Raw genomic sequence first — 21059 nt, 5'->3', positions numbered from 1 at the left:
TTCTTGTGACTATTGCTATGAGAGGCGGCCGGGCAGAGCGTCATCGAGCAACTAAAAATTGCTATGACACGTGCGGGCCAGATTATGCCCGCACGCCTATGGCTTCAAGGTACGCAGGAGAGAAAGTTCATACAAGTGTTTAATCCCTGACCAGCGCCAGGTGCGACGGTTGGCCGCTGAGGGGGCGCTGCAGAACCATCCAGACCTGGCGCAGCAACTGGTATACCGCCAGGATCGACATTCCCACGAAGAACAGCAGACTCCATTCCGGAATACTCAGATCGAACAGCGTCCAGGACAATTCCGCGCAGTCGGCAGTGTCATTGAACATACGCATCAACGCGCATAACCACGGCAGGCTGCTGAACATTTCTTCCGGCCCGGGCCCGCAATGCGCCAACCTTTGAAGGGAGTCACTTTGCAACAGCACTTGCCGCCACGCCGCCGTCATCCCGCCAAGACTGGTCAGCAATGCCGTCGTCCAATACAGCGACAAACCGACACGTTGCGGTCCATGAACCGCCGCCACGCCACAACAAAGGGTAAGTACGCTCATGAACAGGCGCTGGACCAGACACAGGCTGCAAGGCACCAGACCGACCGCGTATTCGAGGTAATAGGAAGCTCCCAGGGCCAGAATCCCCGCAGTGAAAGCCATAAAGAACAGGGAGCGTGAGCAGGCCAACGACATGGCTTATCCGTAACAATAAAGACAGGCAGTTACGGTAGAGGAAAGGGCCTCGGGCTTTCAAGGCAGGTCACTGTCGACACTTCAGCAGAAGTGTAGGGAAATCCCGACAGGCACCGAAGGATTCGGTGTAGCCCTCTGTAGGACGTTGCTCGGGAGGAGATTTACCGGTAACTATTCAGTCACCGGAAAGAAAAGGAGGAGCATGCTCCCCCTTTCTGATCACGCCCGAACGGCTACGGGCAATGGCGAAGCCAGCAGTCGTTCATCCAGCATGCCGAGCCCTTCCTGAAACAGCAGGTTGCTGCGCTCGGTGTCGCCCAGCCGGGCCAGCAGACGCGCCAACTCGGCGCACGCTTCCGGATTGCGCTGCACTCGCAGACTGCTTTCCAGATAGTCCCGCGCCTTGCCCCACAGACTGGCTTGCAGGCACAGACGCCCCAGCGTCAGCAGCAGGCTGGCATCGCCCGGATGATCCTTGAGCCAGCCCTCGGCCGTCTGCAACTGACGCGCCGGATCGCTGCCACGCACCAGACCGTATAGACGCGCCAGATGGCTGTCGTACTTGCGCTTGAGCGCCGTGCGCAGCATCTCTTCCGCTTCGACCTGAGCGCCCAGCTGACGCAATTGCTCGGCGTAAGCCAGCACCAGCGCAGGCTCCTGGCGCTGGGCAGACGTCAGTTGCTGCCAGGCGCGGTTGAGCGACTGCAAACCGACTGCGCCATCCTCTTCACGCTGGGCCGCCAGGGACAGGTTTTCTCCCCAGGCACGACGCTCGAGTTCGGTCAGTTCGGCCGGTGGCAGGACTTTGTCCTTGCGCAGCTCCGGCAACAGCCGGATCACGGACGACCAGTCACCGCGCTGCTGATGCAGACGCTGCAGCTGGCGCAAGGTCTGGACATTGTGCGGATGACGTTCGTGCATTGCCTGCAAGGTGACCAACGCGCCATCGGTATCGCCACGATCGGTTTGCAGTTGCGCATGGCTGAGGGCGATCGCCAGCTCGGCCTGCGGCTGACGCTCGAGGGCGCGCTCCAGCAAACGATCGCTTTCCTCGTAGTTACCCTGTTCGTTGGCGGCGCGGGCGGCGCCCAGGTAATAGAGCAACGGTTGACGTTCGGCTTCGGCGGCCCGGTAAAGGTGACGCTGGGCACTGGCCCAACGACCTTCGGCCAGATCGAGCTGACCATGCTCGATCGCCACCTGCACGCGGCGGCTGCGGTTACGTCGCGACCATGGATTGACCACACCGCCAGAGGTCAGCACCAGCTCGACCAGCACCTTGATCCCCCAGACCAGCAGCCACAGGACTGCCACCACCGCCAGGGTCGCCCACAGGCTCGATTCATAACGAAAGGTTTTGTAGGCGACCAGCACGTACCCGGAATGCTCGGCAATCGCCAGGCCCAGCGCCGCAGTCGCGGCGATCACCAGAAACACGATCACATACAGGCGCTTCATGGTGTCGCCTCCTGCGCGCTGCTGGCGGCCGGTTTGGCGAAGGGTTTGACCGAGTCCTCGGCGTTGACGTTACGGCGCTCCAGGTACGCCTGCACCGCGCTCAAGGTTCCGGTGAGATCCGGCGTGTTGACGGTAACCGGTTGCTTGCTCAATTCCGCGACCTGCTCGAGCATGATTTTGCTCTGCGGGTTGTCCGGGTTGAAGTTGCCCGTGAGGACGTCACGCGCTTCTGCCAAGGCCTGGGTGTATACCGGCGCCTGACCGTTGAGCGCGGCCCATTGCGCCTGCTCGAGCGAAAGGCTCAGGGCCAGACGCACCTGGCTCAGGCTCTGGCCAGCGAGCAGCGGCCGGACGTTTTTGTCGGCGTTGAAATCGATGCGGATGTAGCGCGAGATCTGATCCCACCACTGCGCCCAGCGACTGGCACCGTCGCCATCGGAGGTCAGGCCCAGCAGTGAATCGCCACGATCCTTGTACTCCGGCGCCAGCTCGGTGAGGCCGACGACCTGATCGCGCAAGGCGCCCAGGCGCAGGAACAGCCCCGTGCGATCCGGCTGCTCGGTACTGCGCAGCGCCACCAGGGTTTTCGCCACTTGCTCGCGGGCAGCGAACGAGCCGGGATCATTCTGCTCGCGCAGGATTTCGTCGGCACCCTGCACCAGCGCCTGGGCGCTGCTGATGTCCTGGAGGGCGGAAAGACGCAGGCTGGCCAGACGCAGCAAGTGCTCGGCCTCGGCCAGACGCCAGTCCTTGCGGCTGGCGCCGAGGACGGTTTCCAGACGTTGATTGAGGCGTTGCTGATCACCTTGAAGTTGCGTCACCAGACGCTGGCGATCAGCAAGTTCATCGGCGCCGGGCAATTGCCCGAGGCGTTCGGTCAGTCGTTGTTCGTTGAGCTTCAGGGTCTGAGCCTGATCGTTCAACGCCTGAACCTGACTCAACTGATTCTGAGTGCTGGCCTGCAGGTGTCGCACCTGCCAGACACCCCAGCCACCCACCGCAACACCGGCGGCGCCAAGCAGCAGCGCGAGAATGGCCAATCCGTTGCCTCGGCGCGGTTCCGCGGCCGGTGGCGGTGCATCAACCGGTGCATCGATCACAGGTTGAACGTCATCTTTAGGCAAGGCTGTTTCGCTCACGTATCCATCCTTTGCATTAGAAAACGGGCACGGGATGCTCCCGTAACGCCGTCAGCAAGGCCGCGGCACTCGCGCCGCGACAATCCACAACTGTTCGGGCCCCGGCGGCACTGGCCTGCTCGGCAACCCTTGGGCTTGGAACAAACAACGGCAACTGCGCAAGCACAGGCCAGGTGTCGCCGGCCAGTTGGCGCAGGTGCTCGAAACCCTGTCCACTGCTGACCACCAGCCCGTTCAGGCGTTCCGCAGTAATCCTGCGGGGCAGCTCCTGCGGCGGATAGTCCGGCAGGTCGCGACGGTACAACTCTAGATATTCGACACTAGCACCAAGCGCGCGCAGGCGCTCGGCCAGCAGTTCGCGTCCGCCCTCCCCGCGCAGGATCAACACCTGCGAGCCGGGCTCGGCCACCGCCGCCAGCAGACGCGGCAATTGCAGCAAGGCTTCGCTGTCGTCGCCCGCGTCCGGGAAGCTCACATCCAGCCCCCGATCCCGAAGGATAGCGGCGGTCGCTGCACCCACGCTGAACCACGGCATCGTCGGAGTCGCCAAACCCAAAGAGTCGAGCAGATCCACCGCGATCCGCGCCGCCGGCTTGCTGACCACGATCACCGCGCTGCAACGCGGCAGTTGCGTGATCGTGCGGCGCATTGTGTCAGAGACCGGCATTGGCGCGATTTCCAAAAGCGGCAGACAGCTGCTGAAAAACCCTTGTTCGGCCAGCACGGCGGCGAGCGCCGAACAGTCCTCCGCCGGGCGCGTCAGCAGCAGGCGCCAGGCGGTCACTCGTGACCTGCCTCGCCGTAGACTGCCTTGAGAATATCGTCGGCGCCCTGGCTGAGCAGGTCTTCAGCAACCTGCACGCCCAGCTTCTCCGCTGCGGCACGCGGGGCGCGAGCTTGCGCGCTGAGCAGCTTGCCGCCGCTCGGCTCACCCACCAGACCGCGCAACCACAACTGATCGCCTTCGAGTACGGCGTAGCAGGCGATCGGCACCTGGCAGCCGCCATTCAGATGTTTGTTGAGGGCACGCTCGGCGGTGACACGGTCAGCGGTGTCGGCATGATGCAAAGGTGCGAGCAAGGCATGGATTTCCGTGTCGGCGCTGCGGCATTCGATACCGACGGCGCCCTGGCCACCGGCCGGCAGGCTGTCGTCGATGCTGATGGCCGAGGTGATGCGGTCTTCGAAACCGAGGCGGATCAGGCCGGCTGCCGCGAGGATGATCGCGTCGTACTCGCCGGCGTCGAGCTTGGCCAGACGAGTGTTGACGTTACCGCGCAGGAAACGGATTTCGAGGTCGGGACGGCGAGTCAGCAACTGCGCCTGGCGACGCAGGCTGGAGGTACCGACGATGCTGCCGGCAGGCAACGCATCGAGGCTGGAATACGTATTGGAGACAAATGCATCGCGTGGATCTTCACGCTCGCAGATGCAAAACAGACCGAGGCCTTCGGGGAAGTCCATCGGCACGTCTTTCATCGAGTGCACGGCAATATCGGCTTCGTTTTCCAGCAGCGCGTTTTCCAGTTCCTTGACGAACAGGCCCTTGCCGCCGATTTTCGACAGGGGCGAATCGAGCAGCTTGTCGCCGCGACTGACCATGGGCACCAACGTCACCAGCAGGCCCGGGTGGGCTGCTTCCAGACGGGCTTTGACGTATTCGGCCTGCCAGAGGGCCAGAGCACTTTTGCGGGTGGCGATGCGGATTTCGCGAGAGGACATGGATCAATCCGTACTGAATAGATACGGCGGATAATAACAGCTCAGCCAAATCCTCTTTGACCTGAATCAGAAACGGCGTGGCCTCCCTGGCCTGCGATGCCTGGTAAAAAGAACGAAGAACCGCTCGGAGCCTGCGGATTAAAGCCCCTGCATCATTTTGCGCACGCCTGCCACATGTCGGCGGCTGACGATCAGCGCGTCACCGTTCAGGCCCTTGAGGAACAACTGGAAGTGGCCCAGCGGTGTGCGTTGCAGTCGCTCGATGCGGTCACGGGCGACCAGCGCGTTGCGGTGGATCCGCACGAAGCGCTCGCCGAATTCATCTTCCAGCGCCTTGAGCGGCTCATCCAGAAGGACTTCGCCACCTTCGTGGCGCAAGGTCACGTATTTGTGGTCGGCTATGAAATACACCACCTGATCCAGCGGGATCAGTTCAATGCCTTTTCGGGTCCGGGCGCTGATATGGCTGCGCGGGCCGTTGCCACTTTCGGCAGCAGGACGGGTCAGGGCCGAGAGCTGGGCCCGGTTGGGACGTTCGGCTTTTTTCAGGGCGTCATGCAGATGTTCGGTTCGCACGGGTTTCACCACATAGCCCACGGCGCTGGCCTGCAGGGCTTCCACGGCAAATTCATCGGGACCTGCGCAAAACACCACGGCTGGCGGGGTTTCGCGTTCGCACAGTCGGGCAGCAACCTGCAGGCCGTCGAGGCCCGGCATCCGGATATCGAGCAGCACGATATCCGGCTTGTGGCTGTCGATCAGTGCCAACGCCTCTTCGCCATTGGTGGCGCTGGGCTCCAGGACTGTGTAGCCCTCAAGCTCGCTCACCATTCGGGCAAGGCGCTCGCGGGCCAGTGGTTCGTCATCAACGATCAGGACATTCATATTGCGCTGGATTCCTGCGTGAGTCTCGCACAAGGATAGCGTAGACAAGTGGAGTGACGTCCGTCACCGCGGTCCACGCTAAGACTAGCGCGAGCGCCGAAAAGTGCCGTACGTCGGCCGGCAATATTTGCCGACGCCCGGTACACATCGCTCAGGGCCCGCCGCTGACTGCGTTTTACGCAGGGTATGCCAATGGCCAATCCACCTACCCCCTCTTCTTATAGCCGGTAGCCGGATCTTTAGCTGATCTGCGCCCCACCGACCCTTATGTCCTACTGTAGACGCTCGTCGGGACGATATTGCTCAATCGGAAAATATCCTTGCGCAAAACCCTCGGAGACGGCGAAGACTATGGAGGAGCGAATGAGAAAAAAACGTATCGACCAGTGTCAGCGACAGGATTGGCAACCCTGTTATTATCCGCGCCAGCGTTTCACGCCTACTTTCTTCAAGCCGATACGAGCGAATTCATGAGCACTGACAAGACCAATCAGTCCTGGGGCGGCCGCTTCAGTGAACCCGTCGACGCCTTCGTCGCCCGCTTCACCGCCTCCGTCACTTTCGACCAGCGCCTGTATCGCCACGACATCATGGGTTCGATCGCCCACGCCACCATGCTGGCCAAGGTCGGCGTGCTGACGGATGCCGAGCGCGACAGCATCATTGATGGCCTGAAGACCATCCAGGGCGAAATCGAGGCCGGCCAGTTCGACTGGCGCGTCGATCTCGAAGACGTGCACATGAACATCGAAGCACGCCTGACCGACCGCATCGGCGTCACCGGCAAGAAGCTGCACACCGGCCGTAGCCGCAACGACCAGGTCGCGACCGACATCCGCCTGTGGCTGCGCGACGAGATCGACCTGATCCTGAGCGAAATCACCCGCCTGCAAAAAGGCCTGCTGGAGCAGGCCGAGCGTGAAGCCGCCAGCATCATGCCGGGCTTCACCCACCTGCAGACCGCTCAGCCGGTGACCTTCGGGCACCACATGCTGGCCTGGTTCGAAATGCTCAGCCGCGACTACGAGCGTCTGGTCGACTGCCGCAAGCGCACCAACCGCATGCCACTGGGCAGCGCCGCGCTGGCCGGCACCACTTACCCGATCGATCGCGAATACACCGCGCAACTGCTGGGCTTCGATGCCGTCGGCGGCAACTCGCTGGACAACGTGTCCGACCGTGACTTCGCCATCGAATTCTGCTCGGCCGCGAGCATCGCGATGATGCACCTGTCGCGTTTCTCCGAGGAGTTGGTGCTGTGGACCAGCGCGCAGTTTCAGTTCATCGATCTGCCGGACCGCTTCTGCACCGGCAGCTCAATCATGCCGCAAAAGAAAAACCCCGACGTGCCGGAGCTGGTACGCGGCAAGACCGGCCGTGTGTTCGGCGCCCTGATGGGCCTGCTGACCCTGATGAAAGGCCAGCCTCTGGCCTACAACAAGGACAACCAGGAAGACAAGGAGCCGCTGTTCGACGCCGCCGACACCCTGCGCGACTCGCTGCGTGCCTTTGCCGACATGATCCCGGCGATCAAACCGAAACACGCGATCATGCGTGAAGCGGCGCTGCGCGGGTTCTCGACCGCCACTGACCTGGCCGACTACCTGGTTCGCCGTGGCCTGCCGTTCCGTGATTGCCACGAGATCGTCGGTCACGCGGTGAAGTACGGCGTCGACACCGGCAAGGATCTGGCGGAAATGAGCCTGGAAGAACTGCGCCAGTTCAGCGACCAGATCGAGCAGGACGTGTTTGCCGTGCTGACCCTGGAAGGCTCGGTGAATGCCCGCGACCACATCGGCGGCACTGCGCCGGCGCAGGTCAAGGCTGCCGTGGTTCGCGGTCAGGCTCTGATCGTCAGCCGCTAAAAGCCAAAAGCATCGCGAGCAAGCTCGCTCCCACAGGATTTGCGTAGAACACACAATCGTGTTTCAACACAAACCCTGTGGGAGCGAGCTTGCTCGCGAAGGCGACCCTCAGAACAGCAAAAACTTACTTCTTCGCAGCGATCATCGCCAAAAACGCCGGCATCGCCGCATCCTTGTCCGCCGCAATCTTCTGCACGTGCGGATTCTGCTCAAGCCGCTCCAGCAGCGCCTTGGCCTTCGGCATCTCCGCCAGCAAATCCAGACCGAACAGTTTGTGCCCCACCGCAGCCGCCAGCGGCACGCTGTAGAGGAAGTACAAATCCGCAATGCTCAGGCTGTCGCCCGCCACATACGGGGCGAACTTGCCGTGACGTCCCAGCGCTGCAAAGCCCAGCAGCAATTCAGCCTTGGTTTTCTCCTTGATCGCCTCCGGCAACACCGTGCCGAAAAACGCTTCGCCGTAACAGGCACGGGCCGGCAGCTCGATGTACAGCTCGATTTCCTTGGCCACCGCCAACACCTGGGCACGGGCGAACGGCTCGGTCGGCAACAGCGGGACACCCTTCTGGCTGCTTTCGAGGTATTCGAGCATTACCATCGTTTCGTTGATGTACCCGCCTTCAGCTCCCAGCACCGGCACCTTGCCGCGCGGGCTGATGGCCAGAGATTCAGGCGTAGGCGTCGGGTAGAACGTGACCTCTTCGAACGGCAGACCTTTTTCCAGCAGCGCCAGTTTGACCATGTTGTAGTAGTTGCTGACGGAGAATCCATAGAGCTTGAACATCACATAGCCTCCAGGCCGTGCGGGGTGGGCAGTGCCTGTTTATAGATCGCTCCGGGGAATCCTGCCAGCAGCATCACGCCGCTGAATGCGGGTAAACTGGCGCCTTTCCTTGAGGAGCCTGCCATGAGCGAGCCGACTGACATCGACAATGATGAAGAAGAGTTCACCGAATCGACGCTGATCGAAGCGATCGAGAACCAGATCGAAAGCGACAACCCGCCAGCGGCCAAGGCAACCTTCAACAAGCTGACGCTGGTCGGTTACGAGCGTGACGACATCCTGAATCTGATGGCCCACGTGCTGGCCTACGAAATCGACGCGATGCTCGACGATGACCGCGCGTTCGATACCGAATGGTACGAAACCGCGCTGCGCGCACTGCCGGAACTGCCACCGGAAAAACAGTAAACGGCCCCTCGCTGTGGGAGCAGGCCTGCTCCCACACAATTTGTCACCCATCTGCGCGGCCTTCTGCCGCCCCCTGACTACACTGGAATCCACCCCGGGACAAAAACCCTGACACGCGCACTGGACAGGCCGCGCCGGCAGGTTCACCTTAGGGGCGCTGTCGTCCAATTCCTAGAAAGTCTGGAGTCCTTATGTCGCTTACCCCTGAGTTGGTTGCCGAACTGGAAGTCCTCGCACTCTTCAACCTGGACAGTTCCCAGGAAGGTCTGAAAATTCATCAGACCGCTGCCCCGAAGCACATTGCCGCCGCACAACGCCTGTTCGAAAAAGAACTGACAGACCAGCCTGATGGCGGTTACCTGACCAGCCTCGGTCGCGATGCCGCACAGAACGTGCAAACCGTACTGACGATTCTCAAAGAGCAGCAAACCGCCTGATCCTCCCGACTTTGCCCACGGAAACCCCTGCCACGGGATTTCCGCGGGCCAGCCATGAACGTCGCCCATCGCCGCGCGATAGAAATCTGACGTCAAAAAACAAATTCAGCTTAAAACTCCTGCTGCTCAGGCGCTAAACTCCCGGACACCCGAGACCCCTTGCCTCCGAGCCCTGCGCGCCGGTTTGAGCCGACATGACCCGCACCCATGAAATCCGCCCCGACCTGGACGAAGGCATCGACCGCAAGGTACTCAGCCAGCTACGTGCACGTTTTCTGAAACTCAACGAAGGTCGCCTGAACCGGGCACTGGAAGGTCTTTCGACGCGCCAGCAAAGTGTGCTGACGCTGCTGCCGCTGTTTTTTCACGTCAATCATCCGCTGTTGCCAGGTTACGTCTCGGGCAGCACGCCAGCCGGGCTGTCGAATTACGAACCGGACGCCGACGCCCTCGCCGAAGCCCAGCGCCTGACCCGCTCGTTCTCCTACAAGCCGCGTCACGGCAGTAACCCGCCACGACCGATTCACGGTCTGTTCCTGATGGGCAGCCTCGGCACCCTGGCCCAGGCCGACCAGAGCGACATGGACGTGTGGGTCTGCCACGCCTCCGACCTGAGCGACAGCGAACTGGCCGAGCTGCGCAAGAAGTGCCAGTTGCTCGAGACCTGGGCTGCCAGTCAGGGGGCCGAGGCGCACTTCTTCCTGATCGACCCGGCACGTTTCGTCAAAGGCGAGCGCGACACCCAGCTCAGTTCCGAAGATTGCGGCACCACCCAGCATTACCTGCTGCTGGACGAGTTCTACCGCACCGCGATCTGGCTCGCCGGGCGCACACCCATCTGGTGGCTGGTGCCGGTCTACGAAGAGCGCGCCTACGACGCATACACTCACACCCTGATTTCCAAGCGCTTCATCCGCAACGATGAAACCCTCGACCTGGGGCCGATGGCACACATTCCGCCGGGCGAATTCGTCGGCGCCGGCCTGTGGCAACTGTTCAAGGGCATCGAATCACCTTACAAGTCGGTGCTCAAACTGCTGCTGACCGAGGTCTACGCCAGCGAGCACCCCCAGGTGCAGTGCCTGAGCCTGCGCTTCAAGCAGGCGGTGTTCGCCAACCGACTAGACCTCGACGAGCTGGATCCGTACATGGTGGTTTACCGCCGGATCGAGGAATACCTGACCGCGCGCAGCGAGCCGGAGCGCCTTGAGCTGGTGCGCCGTGCGCTTTACCTCAAGGTCAATCGCAAGCTCACCGGCAACAGCCGCACCCAGAGCTGGCAGCGTTCACTGCTGGAAAGACTCGCCAGCGAATGGCACTGGGATCAGCGTCAGCTTGCGCTGCTCGACAGCCGCAGCCAGTGGAAAGTCCGTCAGGTCAGCGCCGAGCGCCGGGCGCTGGTCAACGAACTGAACTACAGCTACCGCTTCCTGACCCAGTTCGCCCGCACCGAACAGACTGTCAGCCTGATCAACAAGCGCGACCTCAACGTTCTAGGCCGACGGTTGTATGCGGCATTCGAACGCAAGGCCGACAAGGTCGAGTTCATCAACCCCGGCATCGCCCCGGACCTGGCAGAAGACACGCTAACCCTGGTGCAATCGCCGAACAAAAAGGAACCGGGCCAAACCCAGTGGGGCCTGTACAACGGCAGCCTGACGGCGCTGGAGTGGGAACACTTCGCGCCGATCAAGCGCAGCCGCGAGTTGCTGGAACTGCTGACCTGGTGCCATCGCAACGGCGTGATCGACAGCAGCACCCGACTGGCCCTGCACCCCGGCACCAGCGATATGAGCGAGTTCGAGCTGTTCAACCTGCTCGGCAGCCTGCAACAAAGCATCGCCCTGCCCTTGTCGACCGTTGCCGAAGAACCGCTGCTGCGCGCCGCCGTGCCGAGCGAAGTATTGATGCTGGTGAATGTCGGGGTCGATCCGCTCAAGCATCACCGCGACCTGAACATCCTGATGACCACCGAGCGCACAGACTCGCTGAGCTACGCCGGCGTACGCGAAAACCTGGTGCTGACCCTCGATCAGGTCACGCTCAACAGCTGGAACGAAGTGCTGGTCAACCGCTTCGACGGCCCGCATGCCTTGATGGACTGCCTGCGCGATTACCTCAACAATCTGCCGCGCGGGTCGCAACAACCATCGCTGCGAGTGCGCTGTTTCTGTCACAACCGCGCGCAATTCATCGCCCGCCGGGTGGAAGAAATCATCGACACCGCGCAGACCCTGTTGCTCAGTGACCTGAATCACCGCTACCTGATCCAGGTGCAGCAGCACTATCACGTGCTGGAACTGGTGCCGGGTCAGGTCAGCCATGTCGCCCTCGCCACCCTGCCGGCGCTGCTCGATTACCTGGGCGAGGAACAGCCGCGCTACAGCCCGCTGCACCTGGACCCGATGGCGCTGGAAGACCACGACCTGGCGTTGATCCTGCCAATGGGCCAGCCTGAATGCATTCAGGTGTTCTACCGGATCAGTGAGCAAACCGCCGAGTTGTACGTACTCGACGAATTCAATGCGCTGTGGCAACAGCACTTGCCCTATCACGACGAGCAAAGCCTGTTGGTACCGTTGCAGCGGTTCCTGCAATCGATCCAGTTCCGCCGCGAAGCGCTGCTGCCGATGGATGCGGGCCATGCCGCCAGCCTTGAAATCTTGTATTACCAGTTATTGCCATCGGGGCCGGGACGCGCGCGACGGGTCGAAATGCGCCCGGCGCCGCAGACGCCGGTCAACAAACCGTTCTACGACGTGCAGGCGATCGTCGGCAAAGCCGCGCCAGGCGAAGTGCAAGTCACGCTGTATTGCAATCAACGGGAATTCAGCGAGCTGGAACATGGCGACCAGCTGTTCAGCGTGGTCGCCCGGGAGATCGTCGGGCAGCGCCGGGAAACCGAGCGCTACCGCTGCTACATCACCGACCTGGACCTGTCGGGCGTGATCGGTGACGGGCAGAGTTCGAGCAATCTGTATCTGCGTTACAAAGCCGACCTGGAACGCTCTCTGAACGAAGCGCTCGAGCAGGTCTAGGGCGGGTTACTCCGGGAAATCACCGCCGTTGGCCGGCTGCGATTCGACTTCGAGCAAGGTCAGTTTCAGGGTCTTGCCACCCGGAGCCGGCCAGTCGATGTGCTGACCAACCTTCAGGCCCAGCAGCGCACTGCCGACCGGGGCCAGGATCGAGACTTTGCCTTCATCGGCATTGGCGTGCTTCGGGTAGACCAGGGTCAGGTGGTAGTCCTTGCCACTGCTTTCTTCGCGGCAGTGCACACGGGAATTCATCGTCACGACGTCGGCAGGCACTTCATCGTGACCGACCAGGGTATCGGCGCGGTCCAGTTCGGTTTGCAGCGCGATCACGCCCGGCAGCGTGTCATCCAGGCTGTCGATCAGGCGCTCCAGACGTTGCACGTCCAGACGGGTAAGGGTGATGGAAGGTGCGGTCATGATCCGGGCAGACTCCTTTCTTCTGCACACAAAAAAAGCAAAACCCCGCCAAAAAAGACGGGGTTTTCACCAGGCCTCGATGGGTTGAGGCGTTTCCGGACACTATCACAGCTCAAAAAATATACAAGCTACGCTCCGGCGAGCTGCCGGCGCTGAGACGCTTGCGCGCAAATCACCCGGCGGCGCTCATCATCGGCCGAACGCCACTCGCGGATGTCTTCGACATGGCGCATGCAGCCGAGGCAGACCTTCTGCTCATCCAGCCGGCACACGCCGGTACACGGCGAAGGCACGGCCGGGCTGACGTTGCTGTAGAGCGGCTTCGGCGGACGGACGGGCGCGGTGTCAGTCACGAAATCACAGGCCTTCGAAATCGAATTCGGTGCCAGCCTGCTGCTTGACGATACGCTCGAGCATTTCGCCCAGCTGTTCTTCGCTCTTGTCGCACATCCAGCGTTCGCTTTCTTCGTCGTAGTCGAAGTGGAAACCGCCGGAGACAGCGGCCAGCCACAGCTGACGCAGCGGTTCCTGACGACTGAAGATCAACTGGGTGCCGTTCTCGAACTTGACGGTCAGCACACCGGCCGAGTTCTCCATGTCGATGTCCAGGTCGCTGTCGTCGAAGATGTCTTCCAGTTTTTCCTGGGTTTCATCGACCAGATCGTGGAAACGGGCTTCGGACAAACTCATTGCGGCAACCTCAAAAAATGTCTGATCAGGCTCAAGCGCCGCAAGATACGGACGCTGTCAGCCGATTGCAAAGGATAACGACCAACAACCCTGTCTGCACTGCTTCCTGTGGGAGCGAGCCTGCTCGCGATAGCGGTGGATCAGACAACCAGATGTTGAATGTGCTGACGCCATCGCGAGCAGGCTCGCTCCCACATGGATTGCACTTGATCGACCCGCCTGCGGGCGAGCCCCGCCGGACGGGAGTTCCGTCGCATAGGCAAGCTGCCGGGTGGCCGGTATACTCCGGCGCAATTAACGCATTTTCAAGGATTTCGCCATGAAGCGCCTGATCTCTTCCCTTGCTGCGCTCGTCGCGGTTGCCTGCCTTGTTTCGGCTTGTGGTCAAAAAGGCCCGCTGTACCTGCCCGATGAAGATCAGGACCCGGCCGAGCAAGCCAAGTCGTCGCAACAACAGCCTGCCTCCAAAGCACACAAGCACGACGTTTACTAAGGGATCGCCATGGACGCTTTTAACTACCGTGGCGGGGAACTGTTCGCGGAAGGTGTGGCGCTGTCCGCCATCGCCGATCGCTTCGGTACACCGACCTACGTCTACTCCCGCGCCCACATCGAGGCCCAGTACCTGGCCTACGCCGATGCCCTGGCCGGCATGCCGCATCTGGTCTGCTTCGCGGTCAAGGCCAACTCCAACCTCGGCGTCCTGAATGTCCTGGCCCGTATCGGCGCCGGTTTCGACATCGTTTCTCGTGGTGAGCTGGAACGCGTACTGGCCGCCGGCGGCAGCCCGGACAAGATCGTGTTCTCCGGCGTCGGCAAGACCCGTGACGACATACGCCGTGCGCTGGAAGTCGGCGTGCATTGCTTCAACGTCGAATCCACCGACGAGCTCGAGCGCCTGCAAGTGGTCGCCGCCGAGCTGGGCGTTCGCGCGCCGATCTCGCTACGCGTGAACCCGGACGTCGATGCCGGCACCCACCCGTACATTTCCACCGGTCTCAAAGAGAACAAGTTCGGCATCGCCATCGCCGACGCCGAAGACGTGTACGTGCGTGCCGCGCACCTGCCGAACCTGGAAGTGGTTGGCGTCGACTGCCACATCGGTTCGCAACTGACCACTCTGCCTCCATTCCTCGATGCCCTTGATCGCCTGCTGGATCTGGTCGATCGCCTCGGCGATTGCGGCATCCATCTGCGCCACATCGATCTCGGTGGCGGCCTGGGTGTGCGTTATCGCGATGAAGAGCCGCCGTTGGCCGCCGATTACATCAAGGCTGTGCGCGAGCGTCTGGTCGGTCGTGATCTGGCGCTGGTGTTCGAACCGGGCCGCTTCATCGTCGCCAACGCCGGCGTGCTGCTGACCCAGGTCGAGTACCTCAAGCACACCGAACACAAAGACTTCGCCATCGTCGACGCGGCCATGAACGACCTGATCCGTCCGGCGCTGTACCAGGCCTGGATGGACGTGACTCCGGTCAAGCCACGCGATACCGCAGCGCGTACCTACGACGTCGTCGGCCCGATCTGCGAAACCGGCGACTTCCTCGCCAAGGAACGCGAACTGGCGCTGGAAGAAGGCGATCTGCTGGCCGTGCATTCGGCCGGTGCCTACGGTTTTGTGATGAGCTCCAACTACAACACTCGCGGCCGTGCCGCCGAGGTGCTGGTGGATGGTGATCAGGCATTTGAAGTGCGTCGCCGCGAAACCGTGGCCGAGCTGTTTGCCGGCGAAAGCCTGCTGCCGGAGTAACCCCATGCTGCTGCGTTTTACCAAGATGCACGGCCTGGGCAACGACTTCATGGTCCTCGACCTGGTCAGCCAGCACGCGCATATTCAGCCCAAGCACGCAAAAATGTGGGGCGACCGGCACACCGGCATCGGTTTCGACCAGTTGCTGATCGTCGAAGCGCCGAGCAACCCGGATGTGGATTTCCGTTACCGGATCTTCAACTCCGACGGTTCCGAAGTGGAGCAGTGCGGCAACGGTGCGCGCTGCTTCGCCCGCTTCGTGCTCGACAAGCGCCTGACCGCCAAACGGCAGATCCGCGTCGAGACCAAGGGCGGCATCATCGAACTGGACGTGCGTAACGACGGCCAGATCGGCGTGAACATGGGCGCCCCGCGCCTGGTGCCGGCGGACATTCCGTTCCAGGCGCCGGAGCAGGCCCTGAGTTATCAGGTGGATGTCGACGGTACGCCGGTCGATCTGGCAGCGGTATCGATGGGCAACCCCCATGCGGTGCTGCGGGTCAGCGATATCAACACTGCACCGGTGCATGAACTGGGGCCGAAAATCGAACACCATCCGCGCTTCCCGGCGCGGGTCAACGTCGGTTTTCTCCAGGTCATCGACCGCCATCGCGCACAACTGCGCGTCTGGGAACGCGGCGCCGGGGAAACCCAGGCCTGCGGCACCGGTGCCTGCGCTGCTGCTGTAGCTGCGATCAGTCAGGGGTGGATGGATTCGCCACTGCTGATCGACCTGCCGGGCGGGCGCCTGTCCATTGAGTGGGCAGGCCCCGGCCAACCGGTGTTGATGACCGGCCCGGCAGTGCGCGTATACGAAGGACAAGTGCGTCTTTGAGTGAGCAGAAGCCATGACCGACAAGCCTCAGGTACCCGCCCGACAGTCCGGTGAATCAGCGTCCGAGAGCCTGGAGGCGGCAGCGGTTGCCGCATACCTGGAGGCTCATCCGGACTTCTTCGCCGAACATGAAGAACTGCTGCCGTCCCTGCGCATCCCCCATCAGCGCGGCGATACCGTCTCGCTGGTCGAGCGTCAGATGGCCATCCTGCGCGACCGCAACATCGAGATGCGTCATCGCCTCTCGCACTTGATGGACGTCGCCCGGGACAACGATCGCCTGTTCGACAAGACCCGTCGCCTGATCCTCGCGCTGATGGACGCTGCCACTCTGGAAGACGTGGTGATCAGCGTCGAAGACAGCCTGCGCCAGGATTTCCAGGTGCCCTTCGTCAGCCTGATCCTGCTGGGCGACAACCCGGCCCCGGTCGGCCGCTGGGTGACCCACGCCGACGCGCAGACCGCCATTGGCGGATTGCTCACCGAAGGCAAAAGCGTCAGCGGCAGCCTGCGTGAACACGAGCTGGACTTCCTGTTCGGCGAAGAACAGCGCAAGCAGATCGGCTCCACCGCCGTGGTCGCCGTCAGCCATCAGGGCATCCACGGAATCCTGGCCATCGCCAGCCGTGATCCGCAGCACTACAAGAGCTCGGTCGGCACGCTGTTCCTCAGCTACATCGCCGAAGTCATGGGTCGCGTGCTGCCACGGGTCAACAGCTCCCTGCGCTCGGTACGCTGAGCATGGAACGACAACTGGACGCTTACTGCGAACACCTGCGCAGTGAGCGACAGGTGTCGCCGCACACGCTGTCGGCCTACCGGCGTGACCTCGATAAAGTCCTCGGCTGGTGCATCAAACAGAACATCGGCAGCTGGCAGGCCCTGGACATCCAGCGTCTGCGCAGCCTGATCGCCCGCCTGCATGCCCAGGGCCAGTCCTCGCGCAGTCTGGCGCGCCTGCTTTCGGCGGTGCGCGGGCTCTATCACTATCTGAATCGCGAAGGCCTCTGCGATCACGACCCGGCAACGGGTCTGGCACCGCCCAAAGGCGAACGCCGCCTGCCGAAAACCCTCGACACCGATCGCGCCCTGCAACTGCTTGAAGGTGCCGTGGAGGACGATTTTCTCGCGCGACGCGATCAGGCGATTCTGGAGTTGTTCTATTCCTCAGGACTGCGCCTGTCGGAGCTGACCGGGCTCAATCTCGATCAGCTCGATCTGGCCGACGGCATGGTTCAGGTGCTCGGCAAGGGCAGCAAGACGCGTCTGTTGCCGGTCGGCAAAAAAGCCCGGGAAGCACTGGAGCAATGGCTGCCGCTGCGGGCGCTGACCAATCCTGCGGACGACGCGGTATTCGTCAGCCAGCAAGGCCGACGCCTCGGCCCGCGAGCGATTCAGGTGCGGGTCAAACTGGCCGGCGAGCGCGAACTGGGGCAGAACCTGCACCCGCACATGCTGCGGCACTCCTTCGCCAGCCATTTGCTTGAGTCCTCCCAGGATCTGCGCGCGGTGCAGGAATTGCTCGGCCACTCGGACATCAAGACCACCCAGATCTATACCCACCTGGACTTCCAGCACCTGGCGGCGGTCTACGACAGCGCCCATCCACGGGCCAAACGCATGAAAGGCGACGATTCATGAGCATCCAGTTGATCACCTTCGACCTCGACGACACCCTGTGGGACACCGCCCCGGTGATCGTCAGCGCCGAAGCGGTTTTGCGCGAATGGCTGAGCGAACATGCGCCGAATCTGGGCGCGGTGCCCGTAGAGCATCTGTGGTCGATCCGCGAGCGGGTGCTGGCCAACGAGCCGGGACTCAAGCACCGCATCAGCGCGCTGCGCCGGCGAGTGCTGTTCCATGCGCTGGAAGAAGCCGGGTACGCCCACGGCGAAGCGTCGGAGCTGGCAGACAAGAGTTTTGAAGTGTTTCTGCATGCGCGGCATCAGATCGAGGTGTTCCCGGAGGTCGAGCCGATCCTGGAAACCCTCGCCAAGCACTACGCCCTCGGCGTGGTCACCAATGGCAACGCCGATGTGCGTCGCCTCGGGCTGGCGGACTACTTCAAGTTTGCGTTGTGTGCCGAAGACATCGGCATCGCCAAGCCGGATGCGCGGCTGTTCCATGAAGCGTTGCAGCGCGGTGGCGTGAGCGCCGAAGCGGCAGTGCATATCGGTGATCACCCGGGGGATGACATCGCCGGGGCGCAACAGGCCGGATTGCGTGCGATCTGGTTCAACCCGGCGGGCAAGGTCTGGGAAGCGGAGCGCCTGCCGGATGCCGAAATTCGCAGCCTCAACGATCTGCCTGCCGTGCTCGCCCGCTGGAATGCTACCTCCCACTGACACATAACCTCTGTGGGAGCGAGCCTGCTCGCGAATACGCTGTGTCATTCAGCATTGCCGTGACCGACCTGGCGCTTTCGCGAGCAAGCTCGCTCCCAGAGGATGTGCATTCGTTTGTTTTTGTTTCAGACATGAAAAAGCCCGCAGCGACGGCGGGCTTTTTCAGCAAGCAAGCGACACGCCTCAGATAGGGCGGCTACCGTACTTGTTGTCCGGCTTCTTGGGCGGATCGGCGACCACGTTGGCCTCCACTTCCTGCACCTTGCCGCCGCGCGCAAGGAACTCTTCCATGGCCTTGGCCAAGGCATCGCGCTCCTTGTTCTTGGCTTCGATGCTCGGCAACTCGTCGACCGACACCGCAGCCTTGGCCTTGCCTTTGGCAGCCGGGGCCGGCGTATCGTCACCGCCATCGTCTTCAGCAACGTCTTCCGCTGCTGCTTCCAGACCGTCCTCGGCCTCGTCTTCGTCGCCTACTTCGAGGTCGTCGTTTTCCAGATCATCGTCGCTCATGTTCTACCTCATGACTTGCGAAAAGCAGATTAGTTATAGACCAGCTTTGGCGACTGTCGAAAGTCGCCGGAAAAAAATCAGTAACCATTGGTGACCAACGGTTTATGCCCCTTCACCGTGCAAGGTGGCGAGGACTTTACGGGCACCGCCATGATCACGGTGCTCGCCCAGGTAAACGCCTTGCCAGGTGCCCAATGCCAGCCGGCCCGCCGTTACCGGCAAACTGATCTGACAGCCCAGCACGCTGGCCTTGAAGTGCGCCGGGAGGTCGTCCAGGCCTTCGTCGTTATGCTCATAGCCGTCTGCTCCTTGTGGGATTAGACGATTGAAAAATCGTTCGAAGTCGCGACGTACCGCCGGATCGGCGTTCTCGTTGATGGTCAACGACGCCGAGGTATGCTGCAGCCACAAATGCAACAGACCGACCCGGCATGCCTTGAGTTCGGGCAGGCCGGCGAGCAACTCTTCCGTTACCAGATGAAAGCCCCGGGGCCGTGCCCGCAGGGTTATCAGAGTCTGTTGCCACATACAGTTCTCCGCACGTTCGGGGCGCATTCTAGCGCGCTCTGGAAAAAAACAAAGGCCCTGATGTTCCTTCAATGATGTAAGCCTTTGGCCGCAGAAAAACACTCGTCGTAAACACGACCAAAGCAGTACGAAAAATCCTTTCAGCTGTATCAGGGAAGACAAATTCCAGACAAAAAAATGCCCGGCAAGCCGGGCAAGTTTTTTGCGGCGCGTGCTTACAGGTTGTAGCCGCGCTCGTTGTGTTGTGCCAGATCCAGACCGACCGATTCTTCTTCCTCGGTCACGCGCAGCCCCATCACTGCATCCAGTACCTTGAGGATGATGAAAGTGACGATGGCGGTGTAGATCACGGTGAAGCCGACGCCTTTGCACTGAATCCAGACTTGTGCGGCGATGTCGGTGACGGTGCCGAAGCCACCCAGCGACGGTGCGGCGAACACACCGGTCAGGATCGCGCCGAGGATACCGCCGATACCGTGCACGCCGAAGGCGTCCAGGGAGTCGTCATAACCGAGTTTGCGTTTCAGGGTAGTGGCGCAGAAGAAGCACACCACACCGGCCGACAGACCGATCACCAGTGCACCCATAGGGCCCACGGTGCCAGCGGCCGGAGTGATCGCAACCAGACCTGCAACGACGCCGGATGCGATACCCAGTGCGCTTGGTTTGCCGTGGGTGATCCACTCGGCGAACATCCAGCCCAGTGCAGCAGCGGCGGTCGCGATCTGGGTCACCAGCATCGCCATGCCGGCGGTGCCGTTGGCGGCCGCAGCGGAGCCGGCGTTGAAGCCGAACCAGCCGATCCACAGCATCGCCGCGCCCATCAGGGTGTAACCCAGATTGTGTGGCGCCATCGGGGTGGTCGGGAAGCCTTTGCGTTTACCCAGTACCAGGCAGGCAATCAGACCGGCCACACCGGCGTTGATGTGCACCACGGTGCCGCCCGCGAAGTCGAGTACGCCCCAGTCCCACATCAGGCCGCCGTTGCCGGACCAGACCATGTGCGCGATCGGTGCATAAACCAGGGTGAACCAGATGCCCATGAAGATCAGCATCGCGGAGAACTTCATCCGCTCGGCGAACGCACCGACGATCAGCGCCGGGGTGATGATCGCGAAGGTCATCTGGAAGGTGATGAAGACCGCCTCGGGGAACAGCGCCGCCGGGCCGGTCAGGCTCGCTGGCGTGACACCGGCCAGGAACGCCTTGCCGAAACCGCCCACGAACGAGTTGAAGTTGACGACGCCTTGCTCCATGCCGGTGGTGTCGAACGCGATGCTGTAGCCATAAATGACCCACAGGACGCTGATCAGACCGGTAATGGCGAAGCACTGCATCATCACGGAAAGAATGTTTTTCGACCGAACCATGCCGCCGTAGAACAGCGCGAGGCCGGGAATGGTCATGAACAGCACGAGGGCTGTGGAGGTGAGCATCCAGGCGGTGTCGCCGGAGTTCAGGACTGGAGCTGCCACTTCGTCTGCCGCCATGGCCAGGCCGGGCATTACGATAGACAACAGGGCTCCTAGCCCTGCGAATTTACGCAGAGTCATATTG

23 protein-coding genes are annotated in these 21059 nt (G+C 61.9%); 10 read left to right on the top strand and 13 right to left on the bottom strand.

What is annotated here, in order from left to right:
- Window positions 1-139: 139 nt before the first annotated feature.
- From N8H71_RS05385 to N8H71_RS05360, 6 genes are all read right to left on the bottom strand, one after another.
- Complete coding sequence (locus tag N8H71_RS05385) at window positions 140-691, bottom strand: disulfide bond formation protein B (protein WP_262193201.1); 552 nt, start codon at window positions 689-691, stop codon at window positions 140-142.
- Between the two features lie 219 nt (window positions 692-910).
- On the bottom strand, window positions 911-2149 hold the full coding sequence (locus N8H71_RS05380; protein ID WP_262193200.1) for a heme biosynthesis protein HemY: 1239 nt from the start codon (window positions 2147-2149) through the stop codon (window positions 911-913).
- On the bottom strand, window positions 2146-3288 hold the full coding sequence (locus tag N8H71_RS05375) for a uroporphyrinogen-III C-methyltransferase (protein WP_262193199.1): 1143 nt from the start codon (window positions 3286-3288) through the stop codon (window positions 2146-2148). The genes N8H71_RS05380 and N8H71_RS05375 overlap by 4 nt, the downstream gene beginning before the upstream one ends.
- A gap of 16 nt (window positions 3289-3304) precedes the next feature.
- Window positions 3305-4072, bottom strand: coding sequence for a uroporphyrinogen-III synthase (locus N8H71_RS05370; RefSeq protein ID WP_262193198.1), 768 nt, complete (start codon window positions 4070-4072; stop codon window positions 3305-3307).
- A complete protein-coding gene (hemC, locus tag N8H71_RS05365; RefSeq protein WP_262193197.1) occupies window positions 4069-5010 on the bottom strand; it encodes a hydroxymethylbilane synthase in 942 nt (313 codons plus the stop codon). Before hemC ends, N8H71_RS05370 begins: the two co-directional genes overlap by 4 nt.
- Window positions 5011-5148: 138 nt before the next feature.
- Window positions 5149-5895, bottom strand: coding sequence for a LytR/AlgR family response regulator transcription factor (locus tag N8H71_RS05360; protein ID WP_262193196.1), 747 nt, complete (start codon window positions 5893-5895; stop codon window positions 5149-5151).
- Between the two features lie 470 nt (window positions 5896-6365).
- Between N8H71_RS05360 and argH the strand changes: the two genes are divergently transcribed.
- The gene (gene argH / locus N8H71_RS05355; protein WP_262193195.1) at window positions 6366-7760 is read left to right on the top strand and encodes an argininosuccinate lyase; all 1395 of its coding nucleotides are present in this window, start codon (window positions 6366-6368) and stop codon (window positions 7758-7760) included.
- A gap of 124 nt (window positions 7761-7884) precedes the next feature.
- Here the strand turns inward: argH and N8H71_RS05350 are convergent, their stop codons facing one another.
- Window positions 7885-8544, bottom strand: a complete 660-nt coding sequence (locus tag N8H71_RS05350; protein WP_262193194.1) for a glutathione S-transferase family protein — start codon at window positions 8542-8544, stop codon at window positions 7885-7887.
- Between the two features lie 123 nt (window positions 8545-8667).
- Between N8H71_RS05350 and N8H71_RS05345 the strand changes: the two genes are divergently transcribed.
- The 3 genes from N8H71_RS05345 (at window position 8668) to N8H71_RS05335 (ending at window position 12427) form a co-directional block, all read left to right on the top strand.
- The gene (locus tag N8H71_RS05345) at window positions 8668-8952 is read left to right on the top strand and encodes a hypothetical protein (RefSeq protein WP_207984306.1); all 285 of its coding nucleotides are present in this window, start codon (window positions 8668-8670) and stop codon (window positions 8950-8952) included.
- A gap of 191 nt (window positions 8953-9143) precedes the next feature.
- The gene (locus tag N8H71_RS05340; protein ID WP_007951883.1) at window positions 9144-9389 is read left to right on the top strand and encodes a TIGR02647 family protein; all 246 of its coding nucleotides are present in this window, start codon (window positions 9144-9146) and stop codon (window positions 9387-9389) included.
- 194 nt (window positions 9390-9583) lie between these two features.
- Window positions 9584-12427, top strand: coding sequence for a class I adenylate cyclase (locus N8H71_RS05335; RefSeq protein WP_262193193.1), 2844 nt, complete (start codon window positions 9584-9586; stop codon window positions 12425-12427).
- Between the two features lie 6 nt (window positions 12428-12433).
- Here N8H71_RS05335 and rnk read toward each other — a convergent pair whose 3' ends face one another.
- The 3 genes from rnk to cyaY all read right to left on the bottom strand — a co-directional run bounded on the left by rnk (window position 12434) and on the right by cyaY (window position 13534).
- Complete coding sequence (gene rnk / locus N8H71_RS05330; protein WP_007951886.1) at window positions 12434-12844, bottom strand: nucleoside diphosphate kinase regulator; 411 nt, start codon at window positions 12842-12844, stop codon at window positions 12434-12436.
- A 128-nt stretch (window positions 12845-12972) separates the two neighbouring features.
- Complete coding sequence (locus tag N8H71_RS05325; protein WP_262193192.1) at window positions 12973-13197, bottom strand: DUF1289 domain-containing protein; 225 nt, start codon at window positions 13195-13197, stop codon at window positions 12973-12975.
- A gap of 4 nt (window positions 13198-13201) precedes the next feature.
- Window positions 13202-13534: an iron donor protein CyaY gene (gene cyaY / locus N8H71_RS05320; RefSeq protein WP_007951887.1), complete on the bottom strand. Its 333-nt coding sequence runs from the start codon at window positions 13532-13534 to the stop codon at window positions 13202-13204.
- 319 nt (window positions 13535-13853) lie between these two features.
- On the opposite strand from cyaY, the gene lptM reads away from it, so the two are divergent.
- From lptM to N8H71_RS05290, 6 genes are read left to right on the top strand one after another with little or no spacing between them, the layout of a single operon-like run.
- On the top strand, window positions 13854-14027 hold the full coding sequence (lptM, locus tag N8H71_RS05315) for an LPS translocon maturation chaperone LptM (protein ID WP_262193191.1): 174 nt from the start codon (window positions 13854-13856) through the stop codon (window positions 14025-14027).
- Window positions 14028-14036: 9 nt separating this feature from the next.
- Complete coding sequence (gene lysA / locus N8H71_RS05310; RefSeq protein WP_262193190.1) at window positions 14037-15284, top strand: diaminopimelate decarboxylase; 1248 nt, start codon at window positions 14037-14039, stop codon at window positions 15282-15284.
- Between the two features lie 4 nt (window positions 15285-15288).
- Window positions 15289-16119, top strand: coding sequence for a diaminopimelate epimerase (dapF, locus tag N8H71_RS05305; protein ID WP_011336523.1), 831 nt, complete (start codon window positions 15289-15291; stop codon window positions 16117-16119).
- Window positions 16120-16132: 13 nt separating this feature from the next.
- Window positions 16133-16858 carry a DUF484 family protein gene (locus N8H71_RS05300; RefSeq protein WP_262193189.1) on the top strand — a complete coding sequence of 242 codons (726 nt, stop codon included), beginning with the start codon at window positions 16133-16135 and terminating at the stop codon, window positions 16856-16858.
- 2 nt (window positions 16859-16860) lie between these two features.
- Window positions 16861-17760, top strand: coding sequence for a tyrosine recombinase XerC (gene xerC / locus N8H71_RS05295; protein WP_103385881.1), 900 nt, complete (start codon window positions 16861-16863; stop codon window positions 17758-17760).
- Window positions 17757-18464, top strand: a complete 708-nt coding sequence (locus tag N8H71_RS05290) for an HAD family hydrolase (protein ID WP_262193188.1) — start codon at window positions 17757-17759, stop codon at window positions 18462-18464. Before xerC ends, N8H71_RS05290 begins: the two co-directional genes overlap by 4 nt.
- A 183-nt stretch (window positions 18465-18647) precedes the next feature.
- Here N8H71_RS05290 and sutA read toward each other — a convergent pair whose 3' ends face one another.
- The 3 genes from sutA to N8H71_RS05275 form a co-directional block, all read right to left on the bottom strand.
- A complete protein-coding gene (gene sutA, locus N8H71_RS05285; RefSeq protein WP_007951900.1) occupies window positions 18648-18974 on the bottom strand; it encodes a transcriptional regulator SutA in 327 nt (108 codons plus the stop codon).
- Window positions 18975-19076: 102 nt separating this feature from the next.
- Window positions 19077-19502, bottom strand: coding sequence for a secondary thiamine-phosphate synthase enzyme YjbQ (locus N8H71_RS05280; RefSeq protein WP_007951902.1), 426 nt, complete (start codon window positions 19500-19502; stop codon window positions 19077-19079).
- Between the two features lie 215 nt (window positions 19503-19717).
- Window positions 19718-21055 carry an ammonium transporter gene (locus N8H71_RS05275; protein WP_230734193.1) on the bottom strand — a complete coding sequence of 446 codons (1338 nt, stop codon included), beginning with the start codon at window positions 21053-21055 and terminating at the stop codon, window positions 19718-19720.
- Window positions 21056-21059: the final 4 nt, after the last annotated feature.

Source organism: Pseudomonas koreensis (assembly GCF_025447595.1).
In the GTDB taxonomy this organism is placed as follows: domain Bacteria; phylum Pseudomonadota; class Gammaproteobacteria; order Pseudomonadales; family Pseudomonadaceae; genus Aquipseudomonas; species Aquipseudomonas koreensis_H.
Note: the sequence above shows the minus strand (reverse complement) of the source record. Positions and strands in the feature narration are given on the sequence as shown.

Coding starts and splice junctions, on each gene's coding strand:
- N8H71_RS05385 (WP_262193201.1), bottom strand. CDS start 691: ATGTCGTTGGCCTGCTCACGCTCCCTGTTCTTTATGGCTTTCACTGCG.
- N8H71_RS05380 (WP_262193200.1), bottom strand. CDS start 2,149: ATGAAGCGCCTGTATGTGATCGTGTTTCTGGTGATCGCCGCGACTGCG.
- hemC (WP_262193197.1), bottom strand. CDS start 5,010: ATGTCCTCTCGCGAAATCCGCATCGCCACCCGCAAAAGTGCTCTGGCC.
- N8H71_RS05360 (WP_262193196.1), bottom strand. CDS start 5,895: ATGAATGTCCTGATCGTTGATGACGAACCACTGGCCCGCGAGCGCCTT.
- argH (WP_262193195.1), top strand. CDS start 6,366: ATGAGCACTGACAAGACCAATCAGTCCTGGGGCGGCCGCTTCAGTGAA.
- N8H71_RS05350 (WP_262193194.1), bottom strand. CDS start 8,544: ATGTTCAAGCTCTATGGATTCTCCGTCAGCAACTACTACAACATGGTC.
- N8H71_RS05345 (WP_207984306.1), top strand. CDS start 8,668: ATGAGCGAGCCGACTGACATCGACAATGATGAAGAAGAGTTCACCGAA.
- N8H71_RS05340 (WP_007951883.1), top strand. CDS start 9,144: ATGTCGCTTACCCCTGAGTTGGTTGCCGAACTGGAAGTCCTCGCACTC.
- N8H71_RS05335 (WP_262193193.1), top strand. CDS start 9,584: ATGACCCGCACCCATGAAATCCGCCCCGACCTGGACGAAGGCATCGAC.
- rnk (WP_007951886.1), bottom strand. CDS start 12,844: ATGACCGCACCTTCCATCACCCTTACCCGTCTGGACGTGCAACGTCTG.
- cyaY (WP_007951887.1), bottom strand. CDS start 13,534: ATGAGTTTGTCCGAAGCCCGTTTCCACGATCTGGTCGATGAAACCCAG.
- lptM (WP_262193191.1), top strand. CDS start 13,854: ATGAAGCGCCTGATCTCTTCCCTTGCTGCGCTCGTCGCGGTTGCCTGC.
- lysA (WP_262193190.1), top strand. CDS start 14,037: ATGGACGCTTTTAACTACCGTGGCGGGGAACTGTTCGCGGAAGGTGTG.
- dapF (WP_011336523.1), top strand. CDS start 15,289: ATGCTGCTGCGTTTTACCAAGATGCACGGCCTGGGCAACGACTTCATG.
- N8H71_RS05300 (WP_262193189.1), top strand. CDS start 16,133: ATGACCGACAAGCCTCAGGTACCCGCCCGACAGTCCGGTGAATCAGCG.
- xerC (WP_103385881.1), top strand. CDS start 16,861: ATGGAACGACAACTGGACGCTTACTGCGAACACCTGCGCAGTGAGCGA.
- N8H71_RS05290 (WP_262193188.1), top strand. CDS start 17,757: ATGAGCATCCAGTTGATCACCTTCGACCTCGACGACACCCTGTGGGAC.
- sutA (WP_007951900.1), bottom strand. CDS start 18,974: ATGAGCGACGATGATCTGGAAAACGACGACCTCGAAGTAGGCGACGAA.
- N8H71_RS05280 (WP_007951902.1), bottom strand. CDS start 19,502: ATGTGGCAACAGACTCTGATAACCCTGCGGGCACGGCCCCGGGGCTTT.
- N8H71_RS05275 (WP_230734193.1), bottom strand. CDS start 21,055: ATGACTCTGCGTAAATTCGCAGGGCTAGGAGCCCTGTTGTCTATCGTA.